The sequence below is a fragment of the Acinetobacter pittii genome, assembly GCF_034067285.1.
Lineage (GTDB): Bacteria > Pseudomonadota > Gammaproteobacteria > Pseudomonadales > Moraxellaceae > Acinetobacter > Acinetobacter pittii_E.
On the sequence record NZ_CP139286.1, the window covers coordinates 2340682 to 2364556 of the forward strand.

Consider the following 23875-nt stretch of genomic DNA (forward strand, 5'->3'; position numbering starts at 1 on the left):
AGAAAAAATCAGTCCTTTCTACTTCGCTTTTGTTTTTTGCTTGGCACTTCTAAAGGAATAGCCACCTTACCTGTACCTAACCCGCGGAAAAAATAATTAATGATATATAAAAATAAAAGCCCAAAATAAAAAATCGGGAAAATACTAAATAAGCTGACTGCTATTTCCCAGAACATCACCCCCACTCTGTAATTATAACTAAATGCTATAAGTCCACCTTTACGTCTAGGTCTGTGCTGAGAAATATCATCATCAATAAAATGAAAAATTCCGATAATCAAACATATAGCAAATGTACTTGAGACTAAAGTCTTTTTAATTAGAGGCTTTTCTAACCAAGGGTATTTTTTTGAAGATTCAAACTCGGCTTTAAAAAAGAATTTATAAATTTCTTCTTGATAAGCTTTGTTAATCCCGTGTTCTTTAATAAAAAAATAGCATACTGCACAGCCTAAAAAGAACATGACTATGGTTATGTAAATGCTATAAAGAATCGTAAAAAACGGTAATGGCCCTTTCGTACCAACAGTCACATGCATAATTTGTGTGATGTATTGATATAGCTCGTACTGCCATTCATTTTTTGGATAAGCAGGAAATACAAATAAAGGAATAATAAAAAGTATAGAACATAAGGCTATATTTCCTCTGTTTTCTTTACTTTTCCGTGCAAGCTTAGATATAAAGCTTTCTTTAGTGGTCATATTTATATCTTACAATTTGGAATAATGGGTTTAATTCTATAAAGTTCATTAAAACCCTTTTTTAATATTCATAACAATTCATTCATTTGAATTAATAACTGCATGTTTTAGATTAAATCAAAAATTAATCCAATTTATAAAAATTTTTCCTCTTTCTAATCGCTCCCTACCCAAACCCCATCAAGAAATACTCAAGTAACCGCTCTCTTTCATCTGGTTTGTTTGGGTCTAAAAGTTGAACCATCGCCCCGTCAATCACAAACAAGAACATGTGGGCATCTTGCTTTGTGGCAGTACTTTTTACTGTTAGAAGCAAGTTGTAGATTTCATTGATAAACCAGTTTCTATAATCAACTACAAGCTGATATGCCTTTGGATGTGATTTTGCAATTTCAAAAATGGCTTTAAACGGCAAATGATAAAGCCCATCTAAATCGGCATGTAAAAAGTAAATTTTGCGAAGTTTTTCAACCAGTGTTAAATCTTTATGCGCGTAAATAATCGAAATGACCTCATGTTTAAGCCCTTCCTTTTGAAAACTTAGGCTCATTTCAATAAGGCGCTCTTTTGAGTGAAAATAATTATAAAAAGTCGCTTTGGGTGTTTTTGATGACTCGATAATTCGGTCTATTCCGACATTGTGAAAACCATATTTATTAAAAAGAAATCTTGAGGTGTGAAGCACGCTTAAAGCACGGAATGAAAGATCTGAATGTGGCATAGTTTTTACCGTTATAAATTCTTGTTGTTTCTAAATGAGATACTTTTTGGGGAGAAAAAAGGCATAGCAAAGCCCGTAAAGACTGTGCGTGGCACATCTCAAGTTTTATTGTTAGTTAAGTTTTTAGACGAAATGATTTAAAGCCTGAAAACCTTACGGCGATCAAACTGCTTTAAAAGTTTAAGTTGTGTCGTTATAGCTTTTAGCAAAGGCTGCCAAGAAATAATGGATGTGCAAAGCCAACTCCTTTTTAATTGGAGTTCTGCCAGACATTAAAATTATGGTGGCAGAACGAAAGGGGGTTAGCAGACTGGTCAAACGTGGCCAGCACACCCGAAGGTGTCCCCCTCCCGTTCCGCCGCAGAGGGGGCACGAGGGCTCAACACTAAAAGTATGAAACTTTTAATGCACGTTTGATGCGGTCTGCTAAAACCGACTGGCAATGTGGCCAGCAGGCGAAGAATAATATTCACATGTCTTTCAGTCAAGTATGCAAAATGACATTTGTTTTAAAATAGATCATTAAAAAGTAAGGATAAATAATTAAAATTTATTGTTAAATTGGGATTTATAAAATGCCTATCAATCAAAGCTCTATCGATGTCTTAAAAGAGAAAACTTGCAAAAAATCATCTATGGCAATATTTTAGAGTAATTACTCTAAAATGAGATCTAATAATGAAAACTAAAAGAATTGGTTCGTATCACTGGATGCAAGCTACCAATGGTCAGCTCAGCTTCAAAGACAAAATTAAGTTAATTCAAAAAATTATGCTGCCCAGTGTTATGGCCTCTATAAAAATAAATTACTTTCGGTTCAAAACTTCCGATGATTTTGATATCGATCAGATCGTAATACCTGATACTCAAATGGTTAAAGTCGCGCTTGATGAACTAGAGGCTAAAGCAAATATATCTATCTACAATCATTCATGGCGCACTTATTTCTGGGGGGCTGCTTTAGGCAATATACAAAGACGGCAATTTGATGATGAGTCACTTTTAATAGCCTCACTTTTTCATGATATTGGCTTAACTGAGCAACATACTCATAGTAAAGGTTGTAACTGTTTTACCTATGAGAGTGCTAAACAATTTGAGCAAAAGGCTAAAGAACATAGCTTCGATGAGAAAAAAGTGAAGTTATTAAAGATGCTATCTGCTTACATATGAATGGCTATATAGATCATTCTGACCCAGCAGAAATTACTCTTTTACAGCAAGGTGCATCCTGTGATGTGATTAGTGACGGTCTATATAAACTCCCCCTATCTTTTCGAAAGGAAATTTTAGAAAAATATCCTAGAAAACAATTTAATAAAGAATTTATCGAGCTTATTAATTTAGAAACTAAGAATGTATCAAATTCTCGAACGAGTTTATTAAGTAGTCTTGGTTTACCCCTTATGATTAATTCAAACTTATTTAAAGAGTAGAAATATTAATATTTATAAGGTGTTTACACCAAGTATTGAAACGCCCTAAGTTGTATTCATTGTGACAAAGACAGATCCCTTATATTTGGAGTTCTGCCATAATATTAGGGTTGCCGAATTACCCTTTTATTTACTTTTTAAAATGTGGCAATTGTTGCATAAAATCATTTAAAGACTTCGGGCAGCCCCATAAGTAACCTTGAAACTCAGTACATCCATTATCTTTAAAAGTATTAAATTGTTCAGTCGTTTCAATACCTTCTACCAACACTCTGAGGTTCAGATCTAGACCAATTTTAATAATGCCTGTGACTAATTTATTACTGCGCTTATCCTCCAAAGCTGCCTGCACAAAGCTACGATCAATTTTGATTTGCTTAATCGGCATTTTTTGTAAATAACTTAAAGATGAATAACCTGTACCAAAATCATCAAGAGAAAGTTGGATTCCATTTTTTGAGAGGAAATGCATTTTTTCAATCATGCTTGCGCAATTATTTAAAGCAATGTTTTCAGTAATTTCTAAAATGAGCCGAGATGGATTTATGCCGTATTGCAGAATCAAATCAATCAACGTTTGCTCAAAGGTAGGCTGCATAAAATGATCAGCACTAATATTAATTGAAAGCGTAAGATCTTTGGTCTCGGCTTGTTTACTCCAATCTTGTAAAACTTTGCAGCCCTGAGTTAATACCCACTCCCCAATCTCTGGCATTAATCCATAATTTTCAGCTGCTGGAATAAAGTCTGGTGTTGGAACATAACCCAAAACAGGATGACGCCATCTGAGCAGAGCTTCCGCACCAATCAGCCTTTCGGATGAATCTATTTGGGGTTGATAGAAAAGCTCAAATTGTTCTTTCGCAAGTGCTAAACGTAGGTCTTGCACCATGGAGTTTTCGGTTTGTATTTCTAATTGCATGGTATAGATTGAAATACAAATCATGAGTGTCGCTACACACGTTGCAATCCATCCCCCATGGTCACGAATATCTTCAGATAGTGGTATAGCACTCTCAAGATTAAAAGAGGTTCCACTAAAAAATATAAAACACCCAATCGACAATAAAATTAAAATAAATTGTAAATAGCTTGGATTTCTACGGTAATTTAAATACCCCAATATCGCTCCAGCAGGTAAAAACAATTGGGCCACTTGCGGACGGTCATTGGTCGCCACATCAAAAAATAAGCAAAAAATGACTGGAAAAACGAGTAAAACAACTTGAGATAAAAGAATGCCCGCTGAAATACGATTTATATAAATAAGACAAAGGCTAAATATGGAGATCAGTGTAAAAAAGATATCCATATAAACAATTAACCACATTTGTGCGAATGCAAAATATATGGTCCAAAACAAACAAAAAATGATGCAAATAAAGATATTTGCTTTGGCTGCAATTGTAAGCTGCTGGTCCTTTACGGCGCGATAATTTTTCTGACGTTTTTTAAAGTAAGACGAAGCTAACATACATAAATCAACCTAAAATATAAAAAAGCACTCTCTTTGTCAGTCATGCTCTATTTCAAAATCCACCAATAAAACTTAGTTTTCTATAAAGTTATTATTTATCTAATATTTTTGAGTTTAAAAAACCGCCTACTCTTCACAATAAAATCCATTTATTTAAGAGGTTTAATGAAAAGATATCCGCTTTTCAGGTTCCTATAATTTTAAAGTATCAGTCTCTAACGATACATGCTTCGGCCTAACAGGCACAAGTCTTAAATACTCACAGTTTTACTCGCTTCAAAGAGACCCTGACCTATCTAAAGTGGAATATTTTCAACTCAGCTCAGGCTATAATATTAGACCTGCTCTAATATTTTATTTCTCCAATGAAGAATGCTTTTTCTGACAGCAAACAAATTAAACAAGTTTCTAGCTTCTCTGAACTTGTAAATACAAAGTTCCAAGGTGAGACAAATGCGATTTGCTGGCATAGAAATTTGGTGGGCGACTTTAAGGAAATTGTGAATAAAATTGAGTTAAAAGAAAATATTACAGAAGTTTCTACTGAAGACTTGCTAGCACTTGAGCTTTCAGAACAAGGTGATTTGGCTCGAGACATTATTTTAAAAGACATGCAGCTTTTAACTGATATGGGTGCCTCACCTGTACTTAATTTGCTTAAACACTATGAGCGCGATGAAGAGCTAGATTTTATTTCAACAGATGTATATTCATTTCATGTTGATCGCTCCCCAATTGAAACCGATACATTCTTATGCACCTATCACGGCGCTGCGAGTGATATTGTGCCCAATGATCAGGTTCAACAAAAAGTTTTAATTCCAGAAATTAGAGAAAAGCTCAAAGAATTACATGATGGCACAGATGCTGAGTTTGAAGCTTTTTTGGCAGAATATTTCTTTGATTTACATTATCAGCCTAAACCAAATGCACAGCCTATAAATTTAGGTACGGGACATATTTGGCGTTTGGCAGTAGATCATCCTACTCAAAAGGTTCTACCTTGTGTTCATCGAGCGCCTGTCGAAAAAGATGGCGAGTACCGATTGCTGTTGATCTGCTAAATATATTCTCTCTACATAATACAAGAAACCTCTCCCTTAAAAATTTAGATGTTATACCACTTAATAACTGAGAGCTTATTAATGATTTCTACAGCAAATTTAAAACATCAAATAAATTAAATGTCATCAATTTAAATTAGAATAATTTTAAACTTATATAAAAAAATTAGGGCTATATTACATATAATAATCTAGCCCTGCGCTAAAGTTTTAGTTTAAAGTTTTGATTTCTTATTATTTAGATTAATTCATCTAAATTTTCCAACATAGTCCCAAATTTATTAAACGCAGCAAATGCGCCGTCTACTACCAAATGTTGTTGATCCAAACTTAAGTTAAGTTGGTTTAATTGATTTATAAAATTTTCCCAATATTTAAGTCTACCTTCAGGATGCTCTGCCAAGTTTCTTGCACCAAAATGCTCTGATAGATAATAGCTCTCTTTAGCACTTTTCAACAAAATCGCTGCGCCTAAAGTAGACCCTTCAGAAACATATAGCCAGCCTAAAGCTTCATATATATTTAAAGTTTTCAGATCTTTTAACACATCATTTTCTGCCACAATACCAAGGTCGTCCATATCTTTTTTTATGGCATTCAACCTTTCAGCACATTTAATACCAGAAATTAAATGAGCAACACTATGTACATTAAAAATCTCTGTAACATAAACATGAAAATAATATTGAGCTAATGTGAAATTTTTATACCGACCTACATTATTAAAAAGATCCAAACTGATCATTAAATTTCTTAATCTTTCATGCTCGCATGCAGTTTGTCTTTTTATTTTACAGTGTAAAGTAGGTCTTACAAAAGTATTCATGTCGCCGCCCGAAAACAAAATTTCATTTAAATAAAAACAATATGTCTTAATTAAAAAATCAAAAAAAGACATAATAAATAATAAGTTAATTAGATATACCCTATAATTTTATGAGGTATATCTAAAATCAAAAAATTAAGTTCAATTATTTAAATTAAAAATAATTTTAAGATTCAACTAAATTAGAAAGTATGTTTTACACCCACACTTAAAGTATAGTGTTTGTTTGAGATACCACCTGTAGCACCACTATATCCCTGCTCGCCGTCTACATCTTGCCATGTTGGACCTTTTGCAAGCTTATATTCATTCCAGTTAAATTCGGTAAATAACTTAGTTCCCGGAATTACATTATATCCAACATTAACTGTTGCCCCATAATAATCAGAACGTTTTGCATTATTTGTAGAAACAAATGAACGTAGATAATGATTATCAAAATCTTTGGCTTTAGCCCATGGACTATATTTAACCGAACCATTTAATTCAAAGTTCTTGTAAATATATTGTCCTGCTAAACCAAAGTATGGAACGCTGAATTTCTGTTGATATCCAATAATTGAGACACCTGGTTCAAACTCACCTTCAAGAGTTTGCGCGCTGCCAGGGATATATTCACCCTCTTCATCACTATCAGAATATTTAAAAGTTCCACCACTCGCATTCCAGCTAAAGCGGCTCTCTTGGTATCCCACTAAACCACTTACCTTTAAAGAAGGTTTATTAAAAATCAACCCTTGAAAGTTAAGGTCAAATTCATTTGCATGGTTAAGTTTTGCATTAGGGTGATGAGACCAATCTGTGACTAAATTCGCGTCTTCCTCATCTTGCCAATCATAGTCATCCATTGTGGTTTTGTTACTTGAAACTGTTGTCCAACCATTTGCGTTAAATGATAACCATGGCAAAAATTGCCAAGATAAATCTGCTTTTACAATGGGTGCATTTTTCATTTCCCAGTTCAACTGGGAAAGTTTTTCATTATCAGCTAATACTAATTCGTGTGCTTTTCCGCCATTTAAAATACCTGATGACAAAGATGCAGATACATTAGAAGGAGTAAACTGATTCCATTGACTATCTGCATTTGCGTGAACAGCGCAAGAAGCTAAAACGGCAAAAAATAAAGAATACTTTTTCAATTTCAAATTCCCAAAAACAAAAAAAAAGGAGATACCAAAGCTGGTTTTTGTGAAACCTATCACAAAAAATATAATAAAAAAAATCAATTAATCCCTATGACTTAAATAAATAATAATGATAATGGTTAAATTAACTGGCTTTTTTTTTGGATATTTCATATAAAGTATTGAAAAAAGTGGAGTTACAAAAATTAGCATTTTATTACACTGCTTACATTATCTATACAATACTAAGAGGAGAAAAAGAATAAGAAAAAACACTTTTTTATAGGCTCGAAGTGAGTAAATTGTTTAGCTCAATAGCCTGCTTTAACTTTTAATTTTGATTAAACCGGCCCTCTTACTCAGATTTATACATATTATTCTTCTACTTTTTCTTTCCATATTAATAATAAAACCAATCACTTAAAAGACTTAAATAGATAATTTAAAAATTATTAGATTTATATTTTTATCAAACTCCTATTATTCAAATAATTATTACAAGTTTATACGACGTAAAATTATTAAATACCAAACTAAAACAAAACACTTAGCCTATTGACATATTAAATAAATAAATGAATAAAGATTTTAAAATAAAAAATACAATAAAATTATTTAAAATCAAAAGCTTAACCAAAAAAGAAAAATAATATATTTTTAAATAATTATAAAAAAACTTCACAAATAGGGCTTTGGAGTGATTGCTATCCTACATAGAGAAAAATATAGGTTTATGCACTTTATGACAATGAAATATATTTTTGTAGGAAATCCTACCTCTGGTGGTGGACAAGTAATTTCAGGAAATAATCTGCCTTTAAGTAAGGGAGTGGCTATTGCTTGTGTAGGAGACAAAGCTATCTGCCCTAAACATAACACTGTTTCAAAAATTATTACGGGCGATCCTAATCATAAAATAATGGGCAAACCTGTAGCCAGAATAAATGATTTACTATCCTGCGGTTGTAAATTATTGCCTCAATCAAGCTCAACAATTGAAGATGATATTGAAAATTACGGTATTAAGTTTCGACTCATCAATGAAATTTCGGAAAATCCTTTATCTAATCAATATTATAAATTAGAAATTTGTGGGGGAAATGCTTTTGAAGGTTTAACAGATGAGTATGGCAATACATGCCTATTAGAGTCAGGAAAAGAAGTTAAACATATCATTCTTACTACTTATGACTTATCTAAACCAATGGAAAGCTGGGATTAATATATGAATAATAAATTAGATAATATGCAATCCAATATCGCTTGGAATTTACCTATATGGGATATCTCCCCTAGAGAACAAAAGATTTATAAAACTACTGAACTATTATGTGCAACTCATATAAATCTTCAAAAATATTATACAGCTCGTCCTTATAATTTTTTAATGAATACCCAACAATGGGCTTCTATCGAAAATACGATTGAATTATTAATGGCAATACGTTTTGGTATGGAATGGGATACATATAAAATACCTGATACGCTCTTTAAAGATCCAGATTTTCACCACAAAATGTATAATAAATTTCATGACTATGTTCTTAAACACTCACAAAAAGAGGTTGATGAAATTATTAGGGAATTTGAACATACAGCTTTTAGAGTAAGATTTTTATCTACTTTTTCTATCGACAACCTCATCAATTTAAAAGATTTCGCCCAATTAAGTTATATTAATTTTTTACCAAGAAACTTAAATGACTTAAAATACAATCATATGAAATTAGATAGAAATAAAGCCTATAAGGATTTACTAGCGCTAAAAAACAATGCGGGTCCTTTATATATTAACGAAAAAATGTTTAAAGAAGTTTTTAACTTATAATCTCTTAAATTTACAAGTGTATGTCAATCCAATTTGTTTGACATACACACTTCAATAAAAATTCTTAATCTCAAATTTTATTATAAAATTTTTCATACTCATCACATTAATTTTCTATTTATTAGGCATAATCCCAATGTAATCATAAACCCCTAAACGAAAGTTAAATTTTGCTTGTTCCTTTCCTTCATCTTCTTTACAACACTCTATTGCTTCTTTTAATATTTTTTTTGACATATCTTCCCACAACTCTAAACTTAGATGTTTTAATCTATTAATAGAGTCGAGAGTTATCTCATCTGCAAATATTGCCTGTTCAAGATATTTATCATCATTTTCTACTAGATTATGAATTCCTGCTGATAGATGTGAACACACATTATCTATAAAGATTTGTTTCGCCTCGCTCAATTTAGCCGAAGGAGAAAAACAATCCTTTAGCAAAGTCACAGTTTTATCATTTATTTCAATTAGCCCTATACGCTTTAACTCTAACAGTATAGATTTCGGATGTTTTTCAGTAGAAATATTTTTAACTAGCCACTCAAAACTATTTTCTTCGCCATATATTAAAATTTTATGGGGTAAATCTAAACTTATCCATAAACCTATTACTCGGGCAGGTACACTAATTGGTAAACTTACATTATCAACTTCTATTAGCTCATGACGCCCATTGTTTACTTGTCGAAGCTCACTTACCTCTCTTCTACTTAAACCCGCCAGCAAACTAATTGATGAGTCTGTTTTTTTCTGATTAATTCTTTCTAACTCATAAATAGCTTCATTATAAAATAATGGTCTTAAAGCAGCTGAAAACTCACTGTATCCAATTCCCGATCTAACCAATAGAGGCATAAGTACACGCATGATTTCTAAAGCACTCTCTAAAGTGGCTTCTGACTCATGAGATAAAGTTGGCAGTGACAAGTTTAGATCCTCTTAATCCCTAATGAATCTTTCAAGATAATTTATCCATCCAAATTTAACATAAGAAAGCAAAAGCATAGTTAAGATATATAAATTAACTTTATTACTTTAAACACTATATATTATAAAACCATTCTTATATTTTTTACCAATCGTTATAATTTATAGTACAAAAAACCCATAACCATTTGTTTTAATGCAAATTAAGTTTACCAACTTTTTTGATTTTAATTAAAATTCTACTTGTACTGTTACCGTATCGCTATAAGTTCCTACAGGCAAGCTCGATTGGTTAGGTAATATCTTCGTTGTAAAAGAATATCCCTGCTGAGTACGACCGTTGTATTGGCCTGAATTGATTGTTGCTTGAGCACTAGACCAACTTTCACTTGCACTTCCCCATCTATTCATACTCGTATTCTTATAAATTTCATACTTCATAAAACTATTTCCTGAACTTAATTTCATTGCTCGTTGCTTATCTCCTTGTGCATACATACCGTTATTTAGACTTACTGTATACGGCGTTTTAGCAGAACAGCGAACCCCCATTGAAGTTACAACTGGTTCAAATTTATCAACAAATGCAGATGTTCCCAGATTGACATCGTTAACTGTAATTCTGCAATCAGGTAACACATCAATCATTAAGAATACACCAGAGCTCTCACCCGCCCCCCACTCAAGATTTCCAAGCAAAGATGGCCGACGAAATCCGGGACTAGAATGAAAAAAGCCAATCCCTCCAACTGAAAGTGCGGGCACTGAATAGAACCAACGAACTTCAAACAATGTTTCAGAAACGTAGCGCCCTGGAGCAACTGATTGCCCAGCCGGTATTTTCAAATAGAATGGGATAGCCCCATCAGGTCCAGAGAAAAAATTAATGAGTGAAAAACTAGTCAAATCTACTTCCTCACCCAACGTAACTAACTTCTTATTGGTATCAAGATAAATTACATTTAAAGAATCTGAGAGAGTTGCATTTACGAATTTTAAAGGCAGCTGACTGACTTGATATTTTAAGTAAGTTTTATTTCCCGCGCCTAGACCCGAACAGGAAAGTCCCGCACTAAACTGGGTAGAAAGTTCACCTTGCTCAGCCAAAGTAATCGATGGAATTGTGGTAGCTAAAAGATTATGACTAGTACTTACCTTACAATCCGCGTAAAGGTCAGTATGCAATACAGTAATGGCCACAAACATTGCAATTTTTAATCTTCTATTTAACATTACTGGATTTCCTCAACGCACATTACCGGTTTAATCAACAATATCTGTTGTTTCGCTTTTTCTGGTTGAATAGAAAAATTTGCTCTACATATACGTTGATCTGGCATTTGCACTTTAATTTGATTTTCTAATTCAAGATTTTCTAGATATGCAATACCATCTAGCCCCACATAACTTGATTCAATATGTTTACGATGAACCTTTGACGCTACGGGGACAGGCTCACCAGACGCCATGACTAAATGCACATTTGCAGCCAATGATTTTTTAATTGGAAAATTTACAACAATCCCTGAACCCAATCTGGCTGCTTGGCGTTTTTCAACGGTTGTTACATTAAAGTTGGTAGGTAAATCTAACGGATCGATACTATATTTTGCTGAAAAATAAGGTGTCACAGAAGGTACAAATACATAGCCATTCTTATCGCTGTGCCCAATCAAATTATTTTCATAACGTACCGGAACATCAGAGACACCCTGAGTATCAATTAATGAAAAAGAGTCACCGATACGATTGGCGGCAAATACTCCTTGCTGCATAAGAATTACAGCACCGGAAAGCCCAAACGAATAGTTATAATGATCCCCTCCTGAGAGCCCTATATCTGTATTGATATAACGATTCCTATAACTTATTCGTGCCTGATTCAGATCTTCACTGTGCTGATACATACGTTTATTAAGATCAAATCCAATTCCTCCCTCCATTGGAATTGCCCGACTATAGTTAATAAAACTAACATCTTCTCTAGGTCGGAAGTTATATCCTGAACTTAAAGTTGTTGAAGAGCCTTTGAGTGATAGAGGAATAGAAAGCTGTAACGCAGCATTTGTTTCTTTTGCATTTAGGTCATGGGTGGCACTAATGGAAATAGTAGCCCCATGCATATAAGTAGGTAAAATAGGGGCCCAAGAAATATTTAATAGTTTATTCGATATTTTATCTAATTTTGTCTGTATGTAGCCAACACCCAAAGTCCCGCTTTTTTCTAAAGCAAAATAGGTATTTGCTGTTGTCGTTTCTTGGCTATTAACCGAAACCAAATCGCTGTATTGCTGTCTTGATAAATCCGAATACCCTGCACTACGCTGGGTATGATTAACACTCAAACCAAATCTATTCTGGTTATAACTATACCCCACTGTAAGTTGATGACCTTGTTTTGATTGATTTGGTAGAGATGAAGTTTGATCAGCATGACTATGACTAAATGACTGACTGAAAACACCCCAATGATATAGTTTCATAACAGAGCCCAAGCCAAATAACTGCAGATTATTTGATAGCTCTGTTCGCCCTTCTGTTGTTATCCAGTCAAATAAGCCATATCGCATATCAGCAGCGAGCGCAAAATTGCCATAAGAAAAGTTTTTTACTCCATAATCTTCACGGATTGCCCCTGCAGATAGTGAATAATCAAATAAATTCTTTTTGAGTAAAGTATTCGAGATATAAAAAGGAACGCTACTTACGACTTGCCGACCAACAATATCGGTGGTGACAATAACAGCCTCGCCCTTACCATTAATAAAAGGAACATTATTTAGGACAAAAGGTCCAGATTGTATATCTTGGGAATTTGCTTTTTGCCCATTGATCAACAGATCTACTGTGCTTGGTAAAGCTGCTTGCCCCTTAAATTGAGGTAATGGATAGGTAATTAAATCAGGTCGTGTATTAAAGTTACGTTGCAGCTGTACTCCTCCTAAACGTACTGAACTTCCCCAATTTGTTTTATTTCCTGTAATGATATCGCCCACTAGCAATGACGAGATTTGATCCTGATTATCATATTGCCATGTGGTATCGTAACGACGATAGCCGTTACTTGGAGAGTCTGTAGGCTGGAGTAATGCTTTTGTCTTTATTTTTGAATAACTACCTGTGTTACGAAGCACACCCCATGGGGAAAAAAATCTTTGCTCTGTAAATAACGTACTATGCAAATCACCTGTATAAGAACGAAAATTATAAAAGTCGTAGTTATTTAATAAACCTAGGCTTGAGTCTGCACTTTGTTTGTCATACCAAACATCACGACCCAACATTTGTGTAGGCAACCAGTCGCTAGGCAAATTTAAGCTTAAAGACTGAGTGGCGGAGTAATATTCAAACACTATTTCTGGTGTTTGATTTAACGATACCCATTCCTTAACATCTCCACTATACCCTAATGTAATTACATCTTTATCAGAGAGCCCTATTGATACATCTTTATTGCGCATTTCTTGGGGTATTTTAATTTGCAGCTCATCCAGTTTTTCTTGCTGGATAAAATACTCATCCCCTTTAACAATAACAGGTATCGTTAAGCCGGTTGAATACTGATTAATCACTAGATCCAAATACATTTTAAAAAGTGGATTTAAGTCTTGAATGCTGCGTGGAGGCGGAGGTAGTTCATTTGCCAAACTTTTGGTAGATAGGAAAGGTACAGACGTAGACATCGAAAACAATAGACATTTAAATAGTACTGAATGCTTTTCTGTAAACCGATGGCTCATTGACGAGCCTCATCAAGTTTCATCTCAATCACTTGTGATTTGCTGCCTGAGCTATCTACTGCATATAAAACATGACGTTGCTTGATACTATCGAAATGTTTTATATCAATCTCAAATTTCATAGTACTTTGAGCAAGAACATACCCAAATGAAGCATTATCAAAGGCCACTTGTGTTGCCTCAGGTTTTAGCTTTATGCCTGAAAGGCGTGTAAATTTCTGGCCTGAATTTTTAATAAATAGCTCAGCTTTACCTTGTGGATTTTTATTTACCCACCAAGTGAGAATAGGTTTAGCTGAGGGATTTTTTTCATTTAATTTCTGGCTTAATTCATTTAAACCACTTCCTATTTCTTTGCCATAAACAAAAAGCGGGATTGAATAGCGCATTTGAAAATTCACTTTAGAAGCAGTTTTTGCCTCATCCTCACTTAATTTGATTGGCAGCTCATCCACAATGATTCGATAAGCCTGTTCCTTACCATCAGTTGCATTCTCTGCCTTTGTCAAACGCAACATGTGTTTTTCTCCAGCCTTAATTTTTGCAACAGGCGGGCTTGGAATAATTTTATTTTGTTCAGCATATTGATCTTTATATAGTTCTTGCGTCCATTCAAAAACTCGAACCTGAATCATTGCATCACTTTTACCCGTATTTTGAAGCCAAATTGCCGTAGCTTTTTCCTGAGATTCAATCTTTGGGTAAATAGGCCAAATCAGAAAAGTAGCTTGAGCGAAAACAGGAGATGCGATTAAAACCGCACTTAAAAAGACGCTAGAACCTTGCAAAGTATTTTTTAGAGTTAAAGTATTAAAAAACATATGACTACCATGAAATTGTAATTGCGACAGAATCTTGATAAAGACCAGGTGAGTTCAGTTGAGTATTAGAAAACTCAACCTTCCCAAAAATAGAAAAATTTAAAACCTGATTAATGGCTGTAGTAGGGCTGAGTTCATATTGCTTACCAGCGATATATTCTATTTTTTGATCAGCCTTGTTATAGAGACGGTAGGCAATAAACTCATTTTTAGAACTATGTTTCATATGGCGAAGCATAGTTTGAGCATGCTCCCCTCCATTTATAGAAATAAAAACTGGTAGTTTTTGGGTACAGCGGATATTCCAAGTTTGAGCATTATTCTCAATCTGTCCGATTGCTTTGAGATCTGTTAGCGCAGCATGTTGACCAAAATTTAAAAGTTGTTCGTTATTGGTAATAGAGCACCCATTTTCCAGAGTTGCTTGAACTTTAAAGTTTTGGCTCGTTTGTTCTTGTGCAGCAAAAACAACAGATATACTCTGCCCTAGCAATAAGCCAAATATTAATTTTTTCATAGAGAAGGCTTTAAAACTCAATTAATATGGAAACAGTATCTGTGTATTGACCTAATGAAACTGGCTTGCCATTATTTATGACTTGCCCAGAAAGTTCTAAATTAAAAACTTTCCCATCGTTGGGAATAGTGATTATTTCATTGGATTTAATGACTTGTTTTTTTGTGCCATAAAGCAAGTTATATGCTAAATAATCTTTTCCATTGCTTAACGCTCTAAAATACTGAGAAACAAAATCAGTAGGGATATTTTGGGTATGCTTCCCTCCATCAAATATAACTTTGACGGGAGCACGACTAGAACACAAAATTTTAATTCCTGAATTGCGAGCATTGAGTTGATGTAATTGACCATCAACCACCCCACTAAAAGATGCCCTTACCTCACCGAAGTTAATTTGGCCAAAACTTAAAACACGATCCGAAGTATTTTTTTGGTCATTAATAAGACATGAAGGTAATAATTCAATTTGTGTTTTTAAGAAAACAGTTTGCTGTCCTGAAAAAACCGGTAAAGAGTAAAGTCCTAAAATTAAAAAAGAAAAACTTCTTTTGAAAAAAAACATATTTATCTCTTAAAAACAGGTTTGTAAATTTACAAACCTGCTAAGGCTTTCATTAGAAGTTTACAGTAACTAATAGAGTATCCTTATAATCACCTTGTGCTTTTGGATTACTCATATTTGCGGCAATGGCACCAAATATTGGAATTTCTTGTGCTTGATTACCACTTGCAGTAAATGTTTGTGGGGTATTAATTGCATATAAATTTGTACGCGCTGCATCACGATAAATGTTATAGCCTATCTCATCGCTGCCTGAGATATGTTTTAAAGTACGGTTTGAACGCTCACCACCATCAATTGAGACTTTAAAATCAATAGGATCTGCACTATCACATTTTACTGATAAATGTCCTGCATTCGCCGTAGAAGCAACTTGTGCTGTTAATACGTTATTCCAAACGCCAGAGGTTTTACCAAAATCTAATGCACCAAATTTGTTCATATTTCCTTCAACTTGCGCCCCCTCAACAGAGCATCCTGCCGATACATTTAATAAAACATCGACTTGTCCTGTTACTGCAGCTTGAGAAGAGATGGCGATTGGAGAAAAAACAAATGCACAAAAGAGTAGTTTTTTAATGCTTGTCATAAGTATTCCTATAAAAGTGATAAAAAACACAAAAACAAAAGGTTTTTTTAAATCCATCACAAATATACTTTTCAAAAATGTGCAAATCAAACATTTTTACAAACCCCTTCAAACCATACAAAAAAGATACAAAGTAATTGATTTTTAACATTTCTCTCTATAATTTAATATTTTTCTATTTGTTTTTTAAACGTCATTTATTTTGCAAGAAATATAAAAATAAAAAAGCTCATATAAATATATGAGCTTTGAAAAAATACTATTTGTTGGTCTTTTATATCTTAATTTTTAAATGGTCTTAATTCTTTACGCAGAATTTTACCTGAAGCCGACTTTGGAATAATATCAATAAAATCAACCTTTCTAACTTTTTTATGAGGCGCTACCCGCTCACTAACCCACTCCATTAATTGGGCCTCGTTTAAATGGGCATTTGACTGCAAAACTACAAATGCATGAGGAATTTCTCCCGCATCATTATCAGGATGCCCCACCACCGCTACATCAGCAATAGCCGGATGTTGAAGTATAAGAGCTTCTAACTCTGCTGGTGCTACTTGATATCCCTTATATTTAATAAGCTCTTTAAGACGGTCAACAATATAGACCTCTTGATATGGACCAACCTCCGCAATATCACCAGTTCGCAACCATCCATCTGAAGTGATCGTAGAAAGCGTTGCGGCCTCATTACCAAGATAACCAAGCATCACATTTGGCCCACGAATCCACAACTCACCAGAACGTGTACGACCATCTGGCACTGCAGGAATATCTTCACCAGTTTCGACATCTACCACTTTAAATTCCATATTAGGAACTATCAGCCCGACTGAACCTTTCGAAATTTTATTATTTCCAATTGGCGTAATATGAGAGACAGCACTGAGTTCAGTCATCCCATATCCCTGAGCAATATCGACAGAAAAACGTCTTTGCAATTCGTCACTTAATTTTTCATCAAGTGGTGCAGCAGCTGTAAGAATTGAGCGAAGCGAAGATAAATCATAATTATCAACGATCTGATTTTTTGTTAGTGGGACAGCAATTGGAGGAGCTATATAAAGATAAGTTACCTTTTGATTTTGAATAAGACTTAAGAAGTCTGTAAAAACCATTTTTGCAAGCGTAACAAGAGTCCCACGTTTGTGTAAGGTTAAATTCATAATTATATTCATTCCATATATATGGAAGAATGGTAAAGCGGCCATCACCTTATCGTTCTTATTGACATCTAGCATCGATGCCGCTTGAGTTATATTTACCATTAAATTTTTATGGCTTAGCATTACTCCTTTGGGAACGCCAGTCGTGCCAGATGAGTACGGTAAAACTGCAATATCGTTTGTTGGATCAATTTCAATTGCTGGAGGAGTTAGGTTCTCTGCAAGCATATCTATTAAAGATACATAACCATCTGCTCTATCCAATAAAATAATATCATTTTTAGTAAGCCCCACTTCATTAGCAGCAGCTTCTGCATGTGGCAATATATCTTTTACTGTTACATAAGCTTTAGCTCTAGAATCATTAAGCTGTTTTACAATCTCTCGAGAGGTATATAGAACATTCAGTGTAGTGACAACAGCCCCAATCCTAAGAATTCCAAAGAATACTATGACAAATAAAGGAATATTGGGTGCTTGTATTGCAACAATATCCCCTTGTCTAATTCCTCTCGCCCATAAAGCACCAGCAAAAGCATCTATCTGAGTCCTTAACTCTCCGTAAGTAAACGTGGACACCCCATCTGTAACGGCTACTAGATCAAGCTCCTCAGGCAGAAGAGTTTCAAATATTTCTGTATAAAGGTCACGTTTCGGAATCTCAACAGAAGGATAAACACTTGAATAAATCATAATTTGTACTCGGTCATTTCTTTTAATTAAGGGTAATCAATACGACCCTACTATGAGTTCATAAGACTCTTTGAGTTTATCTATTTATTTCGTCAAATAAATAGATTTAAATTTATTAATACAAGTCAAAACATATAATTCTATTTTACTTAAATTCATTTAACCCTCTTATAAGAATTAACTCATCCTCATAAAGTTTAGCCAAAAGTTTGATGAGCTCTTCAATAGTATAAACACCGTAGAGACTATATTCTTGCCTTCTAATATTACAATTTATATATCTCAATTGATTTTCATAACTATTAACTTTATTGTTAATACATAAGTAAAATTTATATCCTTCCAAGAGCCCTCCTATATTTATTTTTTTATAGCTAGATTCATTGAAATATTTAACTCTTAAATTACTCATCTATATATTTCCTGCAAATAAAAAATTTCAATAAAACTTTGGTTAGACATTTTATTTCAGATATTTTCTCAAGACTTTTTCTATATCTTTACTCTTTAAGCCGGAAATTTTTTTTCTTAACAAATAAAGTTCATGATCTGTCCATCCCTGCTGTTTAGCTGCACAAAAAAAAATAGAAAGCATAACGAATGGATGTTCATTACGCTTAATAAAAGTTTTAACTAATTTATTAGTAACCATAGAACTGAAATAACTTACCAGATGTAAAACTGAATCGCATGACGTAATAAGTGAATTAAAAATAAGTAAAATCAATAACTTAATAAATTAAATTTCACATAACTTGATGAGTTGAAAGTTATTATACACAAAAATGTGCAGATTGCACATTTTTTAGGAGATATAGACTTGATAGCAGAATAATTCTGCTATCAAGTTCACATAGTTAATTCCTTATTTTATAGTTATAGTAGGATAAGTAATTGTAAATTTACATCTATTATTATTATTTTCAAATATATTAATTAAAGGCTTTTTATAACTTGTGGCTTGAGGATATAAATCCCATAAATCATCATTATCACGATTTATTTCACCATCTACTTTAAAGTTATTTAAAGTGTCACTTTTTTCATTTTCAAACTGAGTTTCAGTATATATAATTTTATCGCTTACAGCTTTACACTTAAACTCATTATCTAAGACTTTATTATTTAGAATTCCATAATATTTAGGATCATAATTAAATTTCCATTCTTGACGAACAGTTTTACTATACTCTAACTCATATTTTAATTTATAGAGTTTACATTCTCCAGGCTGATACTCTTGAATCAACTTATTGTGTGGCTGCTCAACTATAGTTTCATCATTATTTTTAATAATAAATTTTTCAGGAAAATCACTACTCTCGGCAACAAAAAATCTCGTATTATTTTTTACCAAAACATCTACATTAATTATTTTTTTAGAATTATTATAGTCTAAACTTTTACTTGGGGAGAACCTGATCACCCTTTCTATCCCGTTACAGTTGTCATGATAACTGTTATCAAAATTTCCAAATGGCAGATTCCATTTAAAATTACCATCCCCTTCAACAGGAAGAGCAGGTTCTTTTAAGCTACCCTTCCCCCCACCTGTACCCTGAATAGTTACTCCACCTACCGTCAAGTTCCCATTTCCTTGTTCACCACATCCTGAAATAATAAATCCAAGACCTAGCAACAAAGGAAGATGTTTAAAAAACATAAAATACTCAATTAAAAAAACCTGCGCAAATTCTAGCATTTTTTTATTTTTATATAATTCACGTTACAAAAAAAATAATCACACCTTCTTCAGATTTTAATATTTAAATTCTATTTAATATACTTTTGAAAACCAAAATACTTTAAAAACTTCATTAAACTTCTGACTATCTAGAAAACAAAATATATCCTATTACTTTTACCCTGCTTTTTATAATACTGCTATAAATAGCTACCCCATCTTTAATTAAGAATAAAAATAAAAAGATTAACCTTATATTTTACAACCATATAAAAATCAAACCTCTACTCTTTCACACTATTTCATCTTAAATACCACTTCATTTTTATCTTTCAATAAACCATTAAAAAATAAGTATATTCAATTATTCTTAAAAATGATTTTACAGTTTGTTATCATGGTTAACTTTTGTAAAAAATCTACATTTATTAATATAACTACCACACTACATATAAATATTTATTTTTTTTCATCTTTATGATGCGGCTTTATTTTTTATTAGCTTATGAAAATTAATAAAAAATAAATCTTTTATGAAGTAATAGCCTTTAAAATCTCTATGGAAAATTAAATGAATAGTAAGTTTGAAAATCTCCTAACTAAATTTAAGGGTGACGGTCCTTATCTATTTATTGACAATCAACCCATGATTGATGCCGCTTCCGGTACATTTAATCTACCTTTAGGCTATACACATCCTCGTTTAAGCAACAAGCTCAAGCAACAAATTGATCGTTGTGCACATTTAAGTTCTGCTTATACGAATGAGATGTCGCAAGAAATTTTGAAAAAATTAACGCCTTATTTACCTTCAGAAATTAATCGAATCTGGCTGCGTGATGTTTCTGGTTCTGGTGCAGTGGAATGTGCAATTCGAATGGCACAAAAATTTACTGGCCGTTCAGGTGTTATCACTCTCTATATGGCACATCACGGTCAATCGCTTGCTACAGCACAAATTTCAGGTAATGCATTTAGAATTAAAGATTTCCAAGTTGTAATTCCTGATTCTTTAAAAATACCATTACCCTCTACAGCAGAAAATCAAAGTGATATTCATAATTTTAATGAATATATAGACTTAGATCATTTGATTGAATTTGGTTCAAATAAAAATATAGCCTGTTTAATTATTGAACCAATTTTAGGAAATGGCGGAAATATTGTTATCCCGCAAAAATTTTATAGCTATCTCCGTGAGTTTTGTGATCGCCACAATATTGTGCTAGTTGCCGACGAAGTACAAACTGGTTTTGGAAGAACAGGAACATTTTTCGCCTCAAACGGTTATGCAAAGTGTTTAAACCCAGACATTATTGTCTTTGCTAAAGGTGCTGGTGGTATTGGTATTCCTGTAGGTGGTGTACTCATGAAAGAAAAAATGGATGTCTTAGAAGCTTTTGAACACTCAAGTACTTCTGGCGCGAACCCCCTTTCTTTAGTGGCTTTAGATGAAACTATTTCAATTATTGAAGATGAAAAAATCTTAGAAAACGTACAAAAAAATGAGCTCTATTTAAAAGTGGGTTTATTAAGACTACAAGAAAAATATCTAGAAATAACGAACGTTCGTGGGTTGGGTTATATGTATGGTTTTGACACCCCTTCTCCAGAGTTTGCAGCTCAATGCATCAAGACAGCTTCGAGTTTAGGTCTCATTATTCGTGGTGCTCGTTATGGAAAAAGTTCTGCTCTAAAAGTACGCCCACCTTTAATTTGTGAACGAGCCCACCTAGATGAAATATTAAATAAGCTTGACCAAACCTTCAACATTTTGACCCAAGTACAAAATAAGGCAGCCGTATAATGAAAGCATTAAAGTATTTAGACCAATGGAAAGTCAACTTAACTGAAACTAAAGAATTGCATTGTATTGAGGCTGACGATGTTATTGTAAATATTCAAGTTTGTGGTATTTGCGGCACAGATGTTGGAATTATTACGGGCGATTATCCAGTAGCACATCCGGGTGTTACTCTTGGGCATGAAACAGCGGGAGTTGTAACGCAAGTAGGCAATGACGTAAGAGATTTTAAAGTGGGCGATCGTGTTGTGATTAACCCAACATACTCTTGCCAAAAATGTAGAATGTGCCAAATCGGAAATTTTAATCACTGTGAAACGAAAGTAGGCACAGAGGCTGGCGTTTCTTATGATGGTGCTTTTGCAGAACAGTACCGCGCAAAAGAAAAATTTCTAGTTAAAATTGATGATCACGTTTCTTTTGCTGCTGCATCATTAACCGAGCCATTAAGTTGTACGATCACAGGTATAGATAAACTATCAATTACCCACACCAATATTCGTGCTGCCGTAATTGGTGCAGGACCGATGGGGATGCTCTACTTATGGGTATTACATCATAGAGGTGTGAATGCATTTATGGTCGAAAAAAATCAATATCGTTATGATTTTGCTCGCAGAAATCTTCCTCCTGCCGCTTCAATTTATCAAGATTTTGAAGAGGCTATGCAAGCAGAATATCCAGAACAAGACGCTTATATCGATTTAGTAGTTGATACGACTGGCTATTTGACAGAAGTTGTTTGTGAGCATCTTGCACCGGGTGGAAAATTACTCAATATTGCCCTCAAAGATAAAAAAGCAACTATCGATGTTTTAAAAATTGCAGATAAAAGTTTATCTATTATGGGTTCAATTGACTCGCTAAATAATAGCTTTGAACGCGCATATGCAATGATTCGTGATGGTCATATACCAGCAGAACGTTTAATTAGCCATGAATTTCCAATTTCGGAGTATGAAAAAGCATTTCAAATTGTAGGGTGTGATATTAATCAACAAAAGCTCACCCCACCTCAAAATCCTAATTGCAAAGTTTTACTTCGTATTGCAGAGGTTGGGTAAATTATATTATGACTCAGCTGACTATTATTTTTGATATTGATGGAGTGATTGTAGATAGTGAACAACTCCATTTTGATGCACTTTTAAAAGCGGTTCCTGAACAGGCTAAAAATTTTAATGCTGAACAACTCATAGGTCTGAGCTTAGAAGCAACTTTAGATACTTTAGGGATTCCAAAACATAGACATCTCGATCTAACAGTTCAACTTACTGATATATATAATATTATGTTACATACTAAATATTTAAGATCAGGTATCCAAGACTTCATCACAAGTTTAGAAAAGAAGCAGATCCCATTTGGCTTTGTATCTACAGCCCCTCGGGATGTCTGCTTATCAAATCTTGGTTTATTAGATTTACGAGGAGAAATACAGCTCATTTCTGGAACCGATATTGCACGTACAAAACCCTATCCAGATCCATATCTTGAGATGCTAAATATTTTAGAGGCAGATCCTAAACAAACAATAGTGATTGAAGACACTGATTTAGGAATTACCGCTGCACATCAGGCAGAGATTAAATATATTTATGGTTGGCCACATGCTTTGTCTAAACAACAAAACTATCTGCAAGCTACCGAAGTAATTCAATCTTTAGATCAGATTAATCTCATTAATTTGCTCGAGAGTTTTTAACTTCAACTCTTCCACATATAGTGTTTAAAAAAATAATTTGTAGATAAAAGAGAGTTCTGTACTCTCTTTTATCATCACAATACATGTTTGCTAGTTCTACACTTAATTGGTATCAAAATAATTTTAATATTCACCAATCAAATAGTAGTCTTTTTTGGCGATCATCACTTCCATTACTGATCTATAATGCCCCAACTCAAAGAGTTGCTTGTCTTTAAGACTATAAACAAAGTTACCATACCCATCATTAAAATAGTATTTAGTTCCTTGCGTTCTATCATTAATCCGGCATTCGGTTAATTTCAACTTTTCTCCCGTTTTAGGGTTATATGCAATAAATTTCATTCTCATCGAAAGTTCTCAATCTAAAATTATTCTTTAATTTCCTATTCAATAATCTATAGAAGATTATTACTTTTTAGCTTTAGAACTAATGCACGCTTCTTGAAGTGGATACAACGCCTCAGGCTCTAACAAA

General features: G+C 33.5%; 22 protein-coding genes and 1 pseudogene. 7 read left to right on the plus strand and 16 right to left on the minus strand.

Going from position 1 to position 23875, the window contains the following annotated elements; translation table 11 throughout:
- Positions 1–8: 8 nt before the first annotated feature.
- Together SOI81_RS10955 and SOI81_RS10960 are read right to left on the minus strand one after the other, a co-directional pair.
- Complete coding sequence (locus SOI81_RS10955) at positions 9–704, minus strand: hypothetical protein (protein ID WP_224992584.1); 696 nt, start codon at positions 702–704, stop codon at positions 9–11.
- Between the two features lie 166 nt (positions 705–870).
- Positions 871–1425: a TetR/AcrR family transcriptional regulator gene (locus tag SOI81_RS10960; protein WP_320540710.1), complete on the minus strand. Its 555-nt coding sequence runs from the start codon at positions 1423–1425 to the stop codon at positions 871–873.
- 678 nt (positions 1426–2103) lie between these two features.
- Between SOI81_RS10960 and SOI81_RS10965 the strand changes: the two are divergent.
- Positions 2104–2861: pseudogene (locus tag SOI81_RS10965) on the plus strand (HD domain-containing protein).
- A gap of 130 nt (positions 2862–2991) precedes the next feature.
- Here the strand turns inward: SOI81_RS10965 and SOI81_RS10970 are convergent.
- Positions 2992–4335 carry an EAL domain-containing protein gene (locus tag SOI81_RS10970; RefSeq protein WP_320540711.1) on the minus strand — a complete coding sequence of 448 codons (1344 nt, stop codon included), beginning with the start codon at positions 4333–4335 and terminating at the stop codon, positions 2992–2994.
- A gap of 368 nt (positions 4336–4703) precedes the next feature.
- On the opposite strand from SOI81_RS10970, the gene SOI81_RS10975 reads away from it, so the two are divergent.
- On the plus strand, positions 4704–5402 hold the full coding sequence (locus SOI81_RS10975) for a DUF1826 domain-containing protein (protein ID WP_320540712.1): 699 nt from the start codon (positions 4704–4706) through the stop codon (positions 5400–5402).
- 238 nt (positions 5403–5640) lie between these two features.
- On the opposite strand, the gene SOI81_RS10980 is transcribed toward SOI81_RS10975, so the two are convergent.
- Together SOI81_RS10980 and SOI81_RS10985 are read right to left on the minus strand one after the other, a co-directional pair.
- Positions 5641–6228, minus strand: a complete 588-nt coding sequence (locus SOI81_RS10980) for a biliverdin-producing heme oxygenase (protein WP_320540713.1) — start codon at positions 6226–6228, stop codon at positions 5641–5643.
- Positions 6229–6410: 182 nt separating this feature from the next.
- Positions 6411–7370 (minus strand): omptin family outer membrane protease, encoded by a 960-nt coding sequence (locus SOI81_RS10985; RefSeq protein WP_320540714.1) that lies wholly within the window; start codon positions 7368–7370, stop codon positions 6411–6413.
- Between the two features lie 727 nt (positions 7371–8097).
- Here SOI81_RS10985 and SOI81_RS10990 point away from each other — a divergent pair.
- Together SOI81_RS10990 and SOI81_RS10995 are read left to right on the plus strand one after the other, a co-directional pair.
- Complete coding sequence (locus tag SOI81_RS10990) at positions 8098–8577, plus strand: PAAR domain-containing protein (RefSeq protein WP_016141512.1); 480 nt, start codon at positions 8098–8100, stop codon at positions 8575–8577.
- Between the two features lie 3 nt (positions 8578–8580).
- Positions 8581–9183, plus strand: coding sequence for a hypothetical protein (locus SOI81_RS10995; protein WP_320540715.1), 603 nt, complete (start codon positions 8581–8583; stop codon positions 9181–9183).
- 114 nt (positions 9184–9297) lie between these two features.
- Here SOI81_RS10995 and SOI81_RS11000 read toward each other — a convergent pair whose 3' ends face one another.
- From SOI81_RS11000 to SOI81_RS11045, 10 genes are all read right to left on the minus strand, one after another.
- The gene (locus tag SOI81_RS11000; protein ID WP_320540716.1) at positions 9298–10113 is read right to left on the minus strand and encodes a DUF6502 family protein; all 816 of its coding nucleotides are present in this window, start codon (positions 10111–10113) and stop codon (positions 9298–9300) included.
- Positions 10114–10344: 231 nt separating this feature from the next.
- Complete coding sequence (locus SOI81_RS11005) at positions 10345–11346, minus strand: spore coat U domain-containing protein (RefSeq protein ID WP_320540717.1); 1002 nt, start codon at positions 11344–11346, stop codon at positions 10345–10347.
- Positions 11346–13853, minus strand: a complete 2508-nt coding sequence (locus SOI81_RS11010) for a fimbria/pilus outer membrane usher protein (RefSeq protein ID WP_320540718.1) — start codon at positions 13851–13853, stop codon at positions 11346–11348. Before SOI81_RS11010 ends, SOI81_RS11005 begins: the two co-directional genes overlap by 1 nt.
- Positions 13850–14674, minus strand: coding sequence for a molecular chaperone (locus SOI81_RS11015; RefSeq protein ID WP_320540719.1), 825 nt, complete (start codon positions 14672–14674; stop codon positions 13850–13852). Before SOI81_RS11015 ends, SOI81_RS11010 begins: the two co-directional genes overlap by 4 nt.
- A gap of 4 nt (positions 14675–14678) precedes the next feature.
- Positions 14679–15191 carry a spore coat U domain-containing protein gene (locus SOI81_RS11020; RefSeq protein WP_320540720.1) on the minus strand — a complete coding sequence of 171 codons (513 nt, stop codon included), beginning with the start codon at positions 15189–15191 and terminating at the stop codon, positions 14679–14681.
- A gap of 10 nt (positions 15192–15201) precedes the next feature.
- Positions 15202–15756: a spore coat protein U domain-containing protein gene (locus tag SOI81_RS11025; protein ID WP_320540721.1), complete on the minus strand. Its 555-nt coding sequence runs from the start codon at positions 15754–15756 to the stop codon at positions 15202–15204.
- 52 nt (positions 15757–15808) lie between these two features.
- On the minus strand, positions 15809–16345 hold the full coding sequence (locus SOI81_RS11030) for a spore coat U domain-containing protein (protein WP_320540722.1): 537 nt from the start codon (positions 16343–16345) through the stop codon (positions 15809–15811).
- Between the two features lie 281 nt (positions 16346–16626).
- Positions 16627–18204, minus strand: a complete 1578-nt coding sequence (locus SOI81_RS11035) for an AMP-binding protein (protein ID WP_320540723.1) — start codon at positions 18202–18204, stop codon at positions 16627–16629.
- 145 nt (positions 18205–18349) lie between these two features.
- On the minus strand, positions 18350–18616 hold the full coding sequence (locus SOI81_RS11040) for a hypothetical protein (RefSeq protein ID WP_320540724.1): 267 nt from the start codon (positions 18614–18616) through the stop codon (positions 18350–18352).
- Positions 18617–19069: 453 nt separating this feature from the next.
- A complete protein-coding gene (locus SOI81_RS11045; protein WP_320540725.1) occupies positions 19070–19867 on the minus strand; it encodes a hypothetical protein in 798 nt (265 codons plus the stop codon).
- A 592-nt stretch (positions 19868–20459) separates the two neighbouring features.
- On the opposite strand from SOI81_RS11045, the gene SOI81_RS11050 reads away from it, so the two are divergent.
- Genes SOI81_RS11050 through SOI81_RS11060 form a run of 3 tightly spaced genes read left to right on the plus strand, consistent with a single transcriptional unit; the run spans position 20460 to position 23397 of the window.
- Positions 20460–21695 carry an aspartate aminotransferase family protein gene (locus SOI81_RS11050; RefSeq protein ID WP_320540726.1) on the plus strand — a complete coding sequence of 412 codons (1236 nt, stop codon included), beginning with the start codon at positions 20460–20462 and terminating at the stop codon, positions 21693–21695.
- The gene (locus SOI81_RS11055) at positions 21695–22756 is read left to right on the plus strand and encodes a zinc-dependent alcohol dehydrogenase (protein WP_320540727.1); all 1062 of its coding nucleotides are present in this window, start codon (positions 21695–21697) and stop codon (positions 22754–22756) included. The genes SOI81_RS11050 and SOI81_RS11055 overlap by 1 nt, the downstream gene beginning before the upstream one ends.
- Before the next feature lie 8 nt (positions 22757–22764).
- Positions 22765–23397: an HAD family phosphatase gene (locus SOI81_RS11060; protein WP_320540728.1), complete on the plus strand. Its 633-nt coding sequence runs from the start codon at positions 22765–22767 to the stop codon at positions 23395–23397.
- Between the two features lie 123 nt (positions 23398–23520).
- Here the strand turns inward: SOI81_RS11060 and SOI81_RS11065 are convergent, their stop codons facing one another.
- Entirely contained in the window at positions 23521–23748 is a 228-nt protein-coding gene (locus tag SOI81_RS11065) for a hypothetical protein (RefSeq protein ID WP_224992565.1), read from the minus strand.
- Between the last annotated feature and the right edge of the window lie 127 nt (positions 23749–23875).